The organism is Caballeronia sordidicola, assembly GCF_002220365.1.
In the GTDB taxonomy this organism is placed as follows: Bacteria; Pseudomonadota; Gammaproteobacteria; order Burkholderiales; family Burkholderiaceae; genus Caballeronia; species Caballeronia sordidicola_C.
The window spans coordinates 91,297-103,557 of record NZ_MTHB01000011.1 but is presented as its reverse complement, the minus strand read 5'-3'; the positions used below and the strand labels follow the sequence as shown (position 1 = coordinate 103,557).

At 59.3% G+C, this 12,261-nt stretch carries 12 protein-coding genes; 6 read left to right on the top strand and 6 right to left on the bottom strand.

Features of this window, described 5'->3' with window-relative positions; genetic code table 11:
• Positions 1 to 465 (bottom strand): YceI family protein (locus BSU04_RS00960; protein WP_089158839.1); only part of this gene is annotated, 465 nt, incomplete at its 3' end.
• A gap of 146 nt (positions 466 to 611) precedes the next feature.
• Positions 612 to 1,172, bottom strand: a complete 561-nt coding sequence (locus tag BSU04_RS00955; protein ID WP_089158838.1) for a cytochrome b — start codon at positions 1,170 to 1,172, stop codon at positions 612 to 614.
• A 459-nt stretch (positions 1,173 to 1,631) separates the two neighbouring features.
• On the opposite strand from BSU04_RS00955, the gene BSU04_RS00950 reads away from it, so the two are divergent.
• The 5 genes from BSU04_RS00950 to BSU04_RS00930 all read left to right on the top strand — a co-directional run bounded on the left by BSU04_RS00950 (position 1,632) and on the right by BSU04_RS00930 (position 6,334).
• Entirely contained in the window at positions 1,632 to 2,408 is a 777-nt protein-coding gene (locus BSU04_RS00950) for a paraquat-inducible protein A (protein ID WP_179258154.1), read from the top strand.
• Positions 2,405 to 3,109, top strand: coding sequence for a paraquat-inducible protein A (locus BSU04_RS00945; RefSeq protein WP_089158836.1), 705 nt, complete (start codon positions 2,405 to 2,407; stop codon positions 3,107 to 3,109). Before BSU04_RS00950 ends, BSU04_RS00945 begins: the two co-directional genes overlap by 4 nt.
• A complete protein-coding gene (locus BSU04_RS00940) occupies positions 3,102 to 4,775 on the top strand; it encodes a PqiB family protein (protein ID WP_089158835.1) in 1,674 nt (557 codons plus the stop codon). The genes BSU04_RS00945 and BSU04_RS00940 overlap by 8 nt, the downstream gene beginning before the upstream one ends.
• Positions 4,772 to 5,491, top strand: coding sequence for a PqiC family protein (locus BSU04_RS00935; RefSeq protein WP_089158834.1), 720 nt, complete (start codon positions 4,772 to 4,774; stop codon positions 5,489 to 5,491). Before BSU04_RS00940 ends, BSU04_RS00935 begins: the two co-directional genes overlap by 4 nt.
• 231 nt (positions 5,492 to 5,722) lie before the next feature.
• Positions 5,723 to 6,334, top strand: a complete 612-nt coding sequence (locus tag BSU04_RS00930; RefSeq protein ID WP_089158833.1) for a glutathione S-transferase C-terminal domain-containing protein — start codon at positions 5,723 to 5,725, stop codon at positions 6,332 to 6,334.
• Between the two features lie 96 nt (positions 6,335 to 6,430).
• Here the strand turns inward: BSU04_RS00930 and BSU04_RS00925 are convergent, their stop codons facing one another.
• The 4 genes from BSU04_RS00925 to BSU04_RS00910 all read right to left on the bottom strand — a co-directional run bounded on the left by BSU04_RS00925 (position 6,431) and on the right by BSU04_RS00910 (position 10,874).
• Positions 6,431 to 7,456 carry an alpha/beta hydrolase gene (locus BSU04_RS00925; RefSeq protein ID WP_089158832.1) on the bottom strand — a complete coding sequence of 342 codons (1,026 nt, stop codon included), beginning with the start codon at positions 7,454 to 7,456 and terminating at the stop codon, positions 6,431 to 6,433.
• Between the two features lie 768 nt (positions 7,457 to 8,224).
• On the bottom strand, positions 8,225 to 8,800 hold the full coding sequence (locus BSU04_RS00920; protein WP_089158831.1) for a TetR/AcrR family transcriptional regulator: 576 nt from the start codon (positions 8,798 to 8,800) through the stop codon (positions 8,225 to 8,227).
• Between the two features lie 397 nt (positions 8,801 to 9,197).
• A complete protein-coding gene (gene mnmA / locus BSU04_RS00915; RefSeq protein WP_256981970.1) occupies positions 9,198 to 10,361 on the bottom strand; it encodes a tRNA 2-thiouridine(34) synthase MnmA in 1,164 nt (387 codons plus the stop codon).
• Positions 10,362 to 10,388: 27 nt separating this feature from the next.
• Entirely contained in the window at positions 10,389 to 10,874 is a 486-nt protein-coding gene (locus tag BSU04_RS00910) for an NUDIX hydrolase (RefSeq protein WP_089158829.1), read from the bottom strand.
• Between the two features lie 234 nt (positions 10,875 to 11,108).
• Between BSU04_RS00910 and BSU04_RS00905 the strand changes: the two genes are divergently transcribed.
• The gene (locus BSU04_RS00905) at positions 11,109 to 12,260 is read left to right on the top strand and encodes a Re/Si-specific NAD(P)(+) transhydrogenase subunit alpha (RefSeq protein WP_089158828.1); all 1,152 of its coding nucleotides are present in this window, start codon (positions 11,109 to 11,111) and stop codon (positions 12,258 to 12,260) included.
• Position 12,261 lies beyond the last annotated feature (1 nt).

Below are 12,261 nucleotides of genomic sequence, written 5' to 3'. Positions count from 1 at the left end.
CAATGAACCATCGAAAGTTTGCGTCGCGCCCTGGCTCGTGACGGTGACCGGCACGGTCACGTTCTGCGACTTGCCTTTGATGGTCAACTTGCCGCTCACGTTGAACTTCGTGCCGCCGGCCGGCGCAATCGCCGTCGAGGTAAACGTAGCCGTCGGGAAATGGGCGGTATCGAACCAGTCCTTGTCGGTCGCTTGCTTGTTGTAGCTGTCATCGCCGAGATCGTAGCTGCCCGTATCGATGGTGAGATTCGCGCTGCCCGCAGCCGGCTTGGCCGGATCGAAGTCGAGTTGCGCGGTGAACTTCTTGAACTTGCCTTCAACCGGCACGTTCATTTGCTTCGATGTCGCCGTCACCGTGCTTTTGGTCGTGTCGACCTGGGCTTGAGCAAAGGCGGAAACCGCTGCGACCAGCGATGCAGCGGAAACACCTGCAAGCAACCAACGGGAAAATTTCGCGTGTTTCATGTATGTCCTGAGGCCACCGGGATAACCGGTTGAACCGCTATTGAAAAGTCAAACGCAATCCAGCGCAACCTGTGCGGAGGAAACTGGCTATCAACAAGAAGGAATCAATTACGTCTCATTTTTATTGACTGCGAACCGGACAGTGCTTATCGGAGGAACGGAATCATGCGTGCGAGCAAACCGTCACGGTCGACGAATTGATGCTTCAACGCCGCCAGGACGTGCATGATCACGAGCACGAGCAGCGTGTAATTCAGGTAAATATGGACCATCTTCAGCGTGACTTTCAGCGCGGTATCCGGTCCGATAATGGTCGGCAACGGCACCAGCCCGAGATACACCACCTGAATACCGGCCGCCGAGCTATAGAGATACCCGGAAGCCGGAATCACCAGCATCAGTGCGTAAAGCAGAAAGTGCGTGAGGTGAGCGACGCCCTTTTGCCACGTGGGAATGCGGCGCGGCATGGCCGGGGCCTTATGCGTGGCGCGCCAGAGCACGCGCACGACGGCGAGCGCGAACACGGTCACGCCGATCCATTTGTGCCAGGAGAAATATTTGAGCTTGGTTGGCGTGAAACCGGGAATATCGGTCATGATCCAGCCGAGATAGAAGCCGCATACAATCAGCAATGCGATCAGCCAGTGAAGGCCGATCGCGGTCCGGCTGTAGCGCTCGGAGCTGGCGAAATTCGGGCTGCGTTCCATACGTGGTCCACCAGAAAAAGTGCGGAATTGATGACTTGACCCGAAGCGGTTTATCGCGCGGCAACCGCAATAACCCGGCGACAAGGGTCTCAAGGCCGCCATCCTACCCGAACAAGTAAAAACCGGCTTTTCGATAAAGAAATAGTTGCCGACCCGTCCGCGGCCGCGTTACAAATCTGGTATCAGTGGCTTGGGCATCCAGATTAAACGAGCCCCGCACGCCGACAATTCCATTTGGGCGAGGAGCCAATCAAGGTCCGCGCACCGGTACGGGCCCGCGCCGCAGCGCCTTGCCTGTGACGCAATAGCAAGTCAGGTCAGTGCGGCGCTTCCGCGCGGCAGTCCGCCGTTTGTTACCATGCCCGCTGGCCCGGCCTTTGCTCTGGTATGCAGCCGTCCCGGAACCACGACGTTTAAGACACTAAAACAACACGCCAGTACGAGCTTAGTATTCCGCCTATGGAAGAAGACGATCTGATCGCATGCCACGAATGCGACACGCTGTTTCATAAGCGCGCCCTGCCGTCCCGCAGCTCCGCGAAATGTACGCGCTGTGGCGCTACGCTCTACCAGAGCGTTTCGTCGAATCTGGACAAGCTTTGCTCCATCACGCTCGCCGCGCTGATCACGTTTTTAATCGCGCAGGCTTTTCCTATCGTGGAACTGGAAACGAACGGCATCACGTCCCAAACGACCCTGATTGGTGCGATTGTCGCGCTGTGGGGTGAGAACATGGAAGTGATCGCCACCATGGTTTTTTGCGCGACCATCCTCTTCCCGCTCACCGAACTGATTGCAATGCTGTATCTGCTCGTGCCGTTGCGCGCGGGTTTCATTCCGGCCGGCTTCAGCCAGGTGCTGCGCGCGATCCAGTTCGTGCGGCCGTGGGGAATGATCGAAGTGTTCATGCTTGGGATACTCGTAACACTGGTGAAAATGGTGAGCATCGCGCGTGTGATTCCAGAAGCGGCGCTGTTCGCGTTCGGCGCGCTGACCTTGCTGTTCGCGGTCATCCTCACCTTCGATCCGCGCGCGCTGTGGGAAATCGCCGAGCGTGCGGGAGGTCACGGACCGTTGCGCTACACGCCTTTCGGCGGCCTCCGGTCCGGCCCGGTATCGGCTTATTCAGCCGAGCCGCATTCCAGCCTTTCATCCGACCTGCTGCATCCCGCGCCTTCGCACAGGACGCCGCAAGGGACACCGCCTGACGCCGCCGCTCCACCGATGAAGCCATGACCGACAAGCCCGATCCCGACACCGCCGGCACCGCCGACACTCCCGACACATCCGGATCTCCCGAGCCGTTATATACCACGGCCAAGGAGGCGGGTCTGATCGGCTGCCACGCGTGCAACCGCGTGCAAAAGCGCGTGTTCACGGTCGAGCGCCAGCTTTGCGTGCGCTGCGGCTCGCCGCTGCATCGGCGCAATCCTGACTCGGTTGCGCGGACCTGGGCGTTGCTGCTGTCCGCCGCGATCCTGTACATTCCGGCGAATTTATATCCGGTGCTCCACACGTCATCGATCGTCGGTTCAGAAGACGACACGATCATGAGCGGCGTGGCGATGTTCTGGAACGACGGCGACTATCCGCTCTCCGCGATCATCTTTATCGCCAGTATTCTCGTGCCGATGCTCAAGCTCGGCACGCTGGCGTTTCTCACCTGGGCCACCCAATCGGGCTCCAAGTGGCGTCCTCGCCAGCGCACGACGTTGTATCGAATCGTCGAAAAAATCGGCCGATGGTCCATGCTCGATATTTTTGTCGTGACGCTGACCGTTGCGCTCGTGCGCTTCGGTTCGCTCGCCGTCATCACGCCAGGGCCGGGCGCACTTGCGTTTGGCTGCGTGGTGGTGCTCACCATGCTGGCCTCCATGCAATTCGACCCGCGACTGATGTGGGATCACATCGAACCTTCAGGAAAGAAACATGACTAGCCCGCAAGGTCCTTCGAACAACACCGTCAAAGGCCCGAACGAGCCGTCGCGAAACGCGGGCGGCGGCGGTGGCTTGCCGCCCAATCTCCCGGAACCGGTGATCGAACCGCGCAGCCGCTGGATACCGTCGCTCGTCTGGGTGCTTCCGCTGATCGCCGCGCTGATCGGCATTGTGCTCGTGGTGAAATCGGTGTCGGGACGCGGACCGACGATCACCATCAGCTTCGTGAGCGCAGAAGGCCTTGAGACAGGCAAGACCAAGGTCAAATACAAGGACGTCGATGTCGGCACGGTCAAGGAGATCACGCTGTCGAAAGACCACTCGCGCGTGCTCGTCGATGTCCAGTTGACCAAGGTCGCCGAGGACTTCGCGGTGAAAGACTCGCGCTTCTGGGTGGTGCGCCCGCGCGTGGCCGCCAGCGGCGTGACCGGGCTCGGCACATTGCTGTCCGGTGCGTATATCGGCGTGGATGCCGGGAAGTCCAAAGAGGACGAGACCCATTTTGTCGGGCTCGAAACCCCGCCAGCGGTCACCGGCGATCAAAAGGGACGGCAATTCACCTTGCGCGGTGAGTCGCTGGGCTCAATCGATATCGGCTCGCCTATCTATTACCGGCGCGTGCAGGTCGGGCAGGTTGTCGGCTTTTCGCTCGACAAGGACGGCACGGGCGTCACCATGCAGGTGTTCGTGAACGCGCCGTACGATCAGTATGTCGGTACGAATTCGCGCTGGTGGCACGCAAGCGGCGTTGACCTGCGGCTGGATGCAAGCGGCTTCAAGCTGAACACGCAGTCACTTGCGACCGTCGTGCTGGGGGGTATTGCCTTCCAGACACCGCAGAATCAGGAACCTGGACAGCAGGCGCCTGACAACATGACTTTCCGCCTCGGTTCGGACGAACAGGACGCCATGCGCGATCCGGACGGCCAGCCAATCCGCGTGGTCATGAATTTCAACCAATCGCTGCGCGGTTTGTCCGTGGGCGCCCCAATCGATTTCCGCGGCATCCTGCTCGGCAGCGTGACGGGCATCGGGATCGAATACGATCCGAAAACGCGCACCTTCCAGATGCCGGTGACCATGAATATCTATCCGGACCGGCTGGGCAAGCGCTTCCGGGACTCTGCGCCTCGCCCGAACACCGTGGCTGGCCAGGAACTGCTCCAGAGACTGGTGTCGAATGGATTACGCGGACAGTTGCGTACCGGCAATCTGCTGACCGGACAGCTTTATGTCGCACTTGATGTGTTCCCGAAAGCGGCCAAGGTCACGGTCGACGCCACGGCCGATCCGCTCGAATTGCCCACCGTGCCCAATACGCTTGACGAACTGCAACTGCAGGTGGCGGACATCGCGAAGAAACTGGACAAGATTCCCTTCGACGACATCGGCAACAATTTGAATAGTGCGCTGAAGAACGCGAACAGCCTCTTCAACCAGCTCGGTACGGAGGTTGTGCCCGAAGCGCGCGACACGCTCACCGCCGCGCGGAAAACGTTCGGCGAGGCGCAAAACACGCTGCAACAGGACTCGCCGCTGCAGTCGGATGTCCATCAGGCGCTGCAGGAACTCACGCGGACACTGCAATCGCTCAATGCGCTCGCCGATTATCTGGAACGTCATCCGGAATCGCTCGTACGTGGAAAACCAGGAGATAAGCCATGAGCTTGGCCAGAGTATTGAGGGCCGTCGGCGGGGTGTCGGCGATAAGTCTGGTCGCCGCGCTCGCCGCGTGCAGCAGTTCGCCGGCCAGCCGCTTCTATACGCTCGGCGGCAACGACGCCGCGACGAGAACGGCCGCGCCCGCTTCGTTCTATCTGGAAGTGTCGCCGGTGGACATGCCTCCTCAAGTCGCCAAGAACCAGTTGGTCGTGCAGGATGGTTCAGCGCAAGTCCGGGTGCTCGAGGACGAGCGCTGGGCGTCGCTTCCCGCCGACGAAGTCCGGCGTGCACTGTCAGCGGATCTGACGCAGCAGTTGGGCGCTATCGACGTCTACGGCACGCCGCATCCCGAGGGCGTACCGGTGTACCGCGTGAAGGTGAATGTGCAGCGCTTCGAGTCGTCGCCGGGCCGGCGCGCGTTGATCGACGCGGTCTGGAGCGTGCGCGGCGTGAACAACCAGGCTGTGCTGACGTGCCGGACGCAGGCCGAACAAACTGTCGATGCCGGCTATGACGCGCTGGTGGCGGGGCATAGGCGAGCGGTCGATCAACTCGCCAGCGAGATTTCCGCCGGGATTCGCACGGTGAGTTCCGTGCCTGTGCCCATGTCGTCTTCCGCTACGACTGGGAAGGCCGGAAAAGTCGCGACTCGCGCGCCGGCTGTCCTTCCCTGTCCTGCTCCGGCCATGTCCGCAAACGCGGCCGCGCCTGCACAATAGCCACGGCTGACGCGGCTGCGCTCAACGTCTTGCGAGGACGCGGCGCCTAAGCCGAAGCGCCTGTCACGGGCGCGACTTCGTGCCGCCAGACTGCAACCCGGTTGCACCGAAAGGTGCACCGGTTTTTTTGTCGCCCGACCACAACGCCGCCATCTTGAATTTACAGCCGGCGCGCGTTCGGGCGGTTAAGATCCATCTCCGTGACTACTCTTTGCAGAAACGACAACACAGATGATGAAACTGATCGGTTCGCTCAACAGCCCGTACGTCCGAAAGACGCGGATTGTGATGGCAGAAAAGAAAATCGACTGCGAACTGGTGCTCGAAAACGTCTGGGCATCCGATTCGAAAATCCATAGTTTCAATCCGCTCGGCAAAGTGCCGTGCCTGATTCTGGACGATGGCGAAGCCGTTTTCGATTCGCGCGTGATCTGCGAATACGTCGATACGCTGACCCCCGTCGGCAAACTGCTGCCGCAGGAACGCCGCGAGCGCACGGAAGTGCGTTGCTGGGAAGCACTCGCCGATGGCATGCTCGACGCCGCCGTTCTGATTCGCCTGGAAACCACCCAGCGCGAGGAAGGGCAGCGCAACGAGGCGTGGGTGGCGCGCCAACAGCGCAAAATTGACGACGGCCTGAAGGCCATGTCGAAAGGGCTCGCCGCCAAGAACTGGTGTTCGGCGAATCACTTCACCCTCGCTGATATCGCTTGCGGTTGCGCGCTCGGTTATCTCGATTTCCGGATGCCCGAAATGAACTGGCGCGAGGAGTATGCCAATCTGGACAAGCACGTTCAGCGTTTGTCGCAGCGCCAGTCTTTCATCGATACATTGCCTGCCTGAAGGCTGTTGAGACTTCGTTTGCAGCAGTGAGAAGGACTTGAAAAGCCCCACGCGTGGGGCTTTTGCATGTCGGCGATTCCCAGCGTACGGATCCGCTTATTTCGCCAGCGCGCGCTTCAGCACGGTATTGGCCTGTTCGATCGCCGCGCGCGTGGCCGGGGTATTGGCCAGTGCGTTGAGCATCACGAAGTCGTGGATCGTGCCGGCATAGCGCACCGCCGTCACCCGGACGCCTGCCTGCGACAGCTTTCTCGCATACGCTTCGCCTTCGTCGCGCAGCACGTCATTTTCGTCGGTGATGACAAGCGCGGGCGGCAAACCCTGCAACTGTTCAAGCGATGCACGCAGCGGCGACACCGTAATTTTTTCCCGATCGGCGGCGTTCGGCGCATACGCGTCCCAGAACCATTTCATCGCGTTTTTGGTCAGCCACGGACCATCGGCGAATTCGTTGTACGAACCGTCGTCGAAATTCGCATCGGTGACCGGGTAGAACAGCACTTGGTAACGCAGCGCCGGGCCGCCCTGCTCTTTTGCCATCAAGGTGACGGCCGCCGCCATGTTGCCGCCGACACTGTCGCCCGCCACGGCCATGCGCGACGCATCGACATTGAACTGCTTTGCATGCTCAGCCACGTAGCGCGTGGCGGCGTACGCCTCTTGCGTCGGCACCGGGAATTTCGTCTCCGGCGAGCGATCGTAATCCACGAAGATCACCGTGGCCTGTGCGCCGTTTGCGATCTCGCGGACCAGGCGGTCGTGCGTATTCTTGTCGCCCAGCACCCAACCGCCTCCGTGGAAATACATGATCACGGGCAGCACGCCCTTGGCGTGAGCCGGACGTACTATGCGGATCGCGATCTTCCCCGTCGGACCGGCCTTGATCACACGGTCTTCAATCTGCGCGGCTTCTTTCGTCACTGGCTGTGACTGGGCGCCGGCGAGGACGTTGCGGGCATCGGCGGGAGAAAGGGTGTAGATCGGCGGACCTTTTTGAGCCGTGAGCGCGTCGATAAACTGCTGCGTGGCGGGTTCGAGCACTGGCGCAGCTTGCGGGGAGGCGCTTGCACCAAGTAACGCAGCAACAGCAGAGGCGATGGCGAAGGACTTGAGCTTGTACATGGTTCACTCCTGTTAGCGAAGGTACGGCGGGTTAGAGCCCGGTGCGAAAACCGGGTTGTTGCGGCTGGGTAAGACGGGTAGTGCGTGGCTGCGTGCGACTTTCGACGGGAGACGACTGAGATACGGGATGCCGAAAACGGAACACCAAAAACGAAGGAACAAAAACGGAGGAACAAAAATGACGAAAAATCAGGTCATATTTATCTACTCATAGATAGATGAATTGATACATCGGCGACCCTAGCTGGGTTTTCTGTTAGCTACCGCATCAGCTACGACGAAGACAACAAAATTGCCGCGAGCCGCCGTGTGCCGGCACCCGGCAAGTGTTCAATCAATTAACAGCATAAGCCTCAAGACGACGCACATTGGCCGGGTTGGCTGGAAAGCAAATCGATTGATACTGATTTCCCATTTACACGACAGGCCACAACTCGCCGGACTACCTTCGTCGATGCTTTTTTGATGACGGTAAAAATAACTTCCAAATAACTTAATGCAGATAAAAATCGGAAACCAAAATCTACCTACTCCAAGATAGACAACTTCAAAATAGACAACTCAATTAATGACAATTTTGGTACAGGCTAAATCATTATTAACAATATTCCCTGCGGTCAAGGCAGGGCGACCGCGAAAGCGTCCTTTCCAACGCGCTGCGCTTGATATCTGCCTCTTCGATTCAACGGCCTTTCGCACGGCGCTCAAATTTGTTCGCGGATGTTGAATAATCAACTCTAAGCAGCGCGCTTTCGCTCATATCGTGAATTAGCGTTTCACAGTTTGGGTGACTTCATCCAAACGTACCTTCGTGTGAAACAATCGACAGGCCAACAGACTGCCCTGATACGCCGCGAACAACGCACGCGCCGTCACGTCAGGCTTTCCATTTACCCTGAGGGTTTCTTGCTTATCGCCTTCGGCCAGCACCTTTGCCAGCCAAGTTTCATTAGCTTTAAAGAAAGCCTGAACCGCATGGCGGACACCTTCGGGAAGCGATTCAATATCGGCAGCAAGCATTCCGCAAAGACAAACCTGATCACCTTCACCCACAATTTTGCCGAACAGCTTTACGTACCGGTCGAGCTTTTTCTCGGCCGAGGCGGAGCTATCGATGGCGTAAATAGACGACATCACGTCCGCGCTGTACGTATTCACCGCTTCGAGCACCAGATCTTCCTTCGACGGGAAGTAATAATGAATGCTCGAAGTCTTCACGCCGACCAGCGTCGACAAATCCCGATAACTGAAACCGTTGTAGCCGCGTGTCATCAGCAAGACCTGCGCGTGATCGAGCAATTGCTCGCGCACAGTATTTTTGTCAGGGGTTCTGTCAGCATTCATTTCGGTTTCGACTCGCGGCTTCTACAGGTTGTTCTGCTTGTGTTGTCTCGTGGTGGAGAATTACGATCCAAACAATTCACGCCATCTCGCCACACGCATCTCAGAGCATCTCATGACATCTCATGACATCTCGTGGCATGTCGTGGCATGTCGTGATCCACGCCGTAAATTTATCTACTCATAGATAGATAGTCAAGACCTTCGTACGATTTTTTCGGAAGTTTTTCACCACGTAGCCTCAATTTTTTCCTTCTGGACTGCTCAGAAGGCTCCCCAACTGCACCGGGTATGTACCGATTTTTTGTGAATTACTGATTTGCCCATATTTCGTGGCGAACTTTGAGCAACAAAAAGCGGGCCGCAGCCCGCTCTCAACCAGCGTGATGGTCTGAAGAACCTACCTCGCCGTGAGCAACGCAGCTCCTGCGTCGCGTCGCTGGGGCTGGGCAGTCGCGGCCGATTCAATGATGCCGCCGCCCAGGCACACATCGCCCTGATACAGCACGGCCGATTGTCCTGGCGTGACGGCCCATTGGGCGTCGTCGAAGCGAAGTTCGAAACGACCGTCCGCTGGTCCCGACGCCCCGACCACGCAAGGCGCATCCGACTGCCGGTAACGCGTCTTGGCCGCGCAAACCGTGCCTTCGACCGGCGCGGCGCCCGCCACCCAACTGGTATTGCCGGCCACAAGCGAGTGCGATAGCAGCCACGGATGGTCATGCCCCTGCACCACGTACAGCGTGTTCGACGCCATGTCCTTGCCCGCGACAAACCACGGGTCACCGCTACCGTCCTTGCTGCCGCCGAGCCCGATACCTTTGCGCTGTCCGAAGGTATAAAACGCCAGCCCGACATGCTCGCCGATCACTTTCCCATCGGGCGTTTTCATAGGACCGGGCTGCGTCGGCAGATAGCGGTTCAGGAACTCGCGAAATGGCCGTTCGCCGATAAAACAAATGCCGGTGGAATCCTTCTTGGCCGCGTTCGGCAAGCCGATCTGCGCCGCGATTTCACGCACCTTCGTCTTGGGCATTTCGCCGAGAGGAAACAGCGTCTTCGACAACTGCGCCTGATTCAACCGATGCAAAAAGTACGACTGATCCTTGGTCGAGTCGGTGGCCTTCAGCAGGTCGAACAGCCCGTCGCGCTCGCGCACGCGGGCGTAATGCCCCGTCGCGATGGTCTCGCCGCCAAGGGACATCGCGTGGTCGAGGAAGGCTTTGAACTTGATCTCGGCATTGCACAGCACGTCCGGATTCGGCGTGCGGCCGGCTGAATATTCCCGCAGGAACTCGGCGAACACGCGGTCCTTGTATTCGGCCGCGAAGTTGACCGCTTCCACGTCGATACCGATCAGGTCCGCCACCGACACCACGTCGATCCAGTCCTGCCGCGTCGAGCAATATTCGCTGTCGTCGTCATCTTCCCAGTTCTTCATGAACAGGCCGATCACGTCGTAGCCCTGCTCCTTGAGCAGCCATGCGGTCACCGACGAATCCACGCCGCCCGACATGCCCACCACGACTTTCTGTTTTCCGGCCTTGCTCATTTCGCTCTCTATATTGCTTGCCTTAGGTTGAAAACCAGCCTAGGTCCCAGCCTGCACCGGCGCGACCGAATGCGTATGAATGAAGTCGAGCGGCACGCGGCGCCCGGCGAGGTAATGTTCCAGACATTCCAGCACGGCCGGCGACCTGTGCCGGTCAGCGCACGCGCGCAATTCGTCGGCGGTCAGCCACATGGCTCGCACGATGCCCGAGTCCAGCGCCATGCCCGGCACCTCGCCTGACGTCGTGCCGCAGAACGTGAACCGCAAATACGTGACCGACCTTCCCGGCCGCTCGAAATGCGTGAGATACGTGCCGACAAGCGCTTCAGGCTCGAAATGGTGCGCTGTTTCCTCGAGCGTCTCGCGCTTCACGGCGTCGACGAGTGTTTCTCCCGCTTCCAGATGCCCGGCAGGCTGATTAATCTTGAGCCCGTCCGACGTGTGCTCCTCGATCACGAGAAAGCGCCCGTCCCGTTCCACAATTGCCGCGACCGTCACGCGCGGTGCCCATCGTTCTGGTTTCATGGGACCGTATTTTACCGTTTTGCGGGTTTTTACGCCGCCTTCGGCGTTAGTGAACGTTGTTGCCCGATCGCGTCATTTTTCGCGAATGTTTCGGTTACAGTGACGATCAGTCGCAAATAACAGCTTAAATAACCGCTTAATCAAGTGCGCAGGCGTCTCGCAAGATGATTGCTGCCTACAGGCGAGCGACTGCACACGGCCATATCAAAAACTAGAACGTGAGGAGGATTGAAGATGCATATCGGAGTGCCTGCCGAAACGCGGGCGAACGAGGCGCGCGTTGCCGCCACGCCGGAGACGGTCAAGAAGCTCGTGTCGCAAGGTCACCGGGTCACGGTGCAGCGCGGCGCGGGCGTGCCAGCGAGTTATATCGACGATGCCTTCGCCGCTGCCGGCGCCGAGCTGGTCGATGTCAACACCGCGTTTGCCGCTGATCTCGTCCTCAAGGTTCATTCGCCCAATGAAGCCGAATTGCTGCTGCTGAAACCGGGTGCGTTCCTAGCCGGAATGCTGGACCCTTTCAACGCCGATAACAACGCGCGCCTGGCTGCGTCGGGAATCACCGCGTTCGCGTTGGAAGCCGCGCCGCGTACTACGCGTGCGCAGAGCCTGGATGTGTTGTCGTCGCAGGCGAATATCGCCGGTTACAAGGCCGTTCTGGTCGCGAGCAACATCTATCAGCGCTTCATGCCGATGCTGATGACCGCCGCCGGCACCGTGAAAGCAGCACGCGTGCTCGTGCTCGGCGCAGGCGTGGCGGGCCTGCAGGCTATCGCCACGGCCAAGCGGCTCGGCGCGGTGATCGAAGCCTCCGATGTGCGTCCGGCCGTGAAGGAGCAAATCGAATCGCTGGGCGCAAAGTTCCTCGATGTCCCCTACGAAACCGATGAAGAACGTGAAGCCGCGGTCGGCGTCGGTGGTTACGCGCGTCCCATGCCGCCAAGCTGGCTCGCGCGGCAATCGGTGCTGGTAGCCGAACGTGCAAAACAAGCCGATATCGTCATCGCGACCGCGCTGATTCCCGGTCGCCCCGCGCCTACGTTGATCGCGGCGGAAACCGTCCAGCAGATGAAACCGGGCTCGGTCATCGTCGATCTGGCGGCCGGACGCGGTCCTGAATTCGAAGGTCGTCGCGGCGGCAATTGTCCGCTCACCGAAGTCGATCAGGTCGTGATGAAACATGGTGTGCATCTGGTCGGCTACACCAATCTCGCTTCCATGGTCGCCACCGATGCCTCCGCTCTCTACGCTCGCAACCTGCTTGATTTCATCAAGTTGATTGTGACGAAGGAAGGGACGCTGAACATCGATATGGCCGACGACATCGTCGCCGCGACGCTCCTGTGCCGCGACGGCCAGGTTACGCGCGGGATAAAAGGAGACTGAC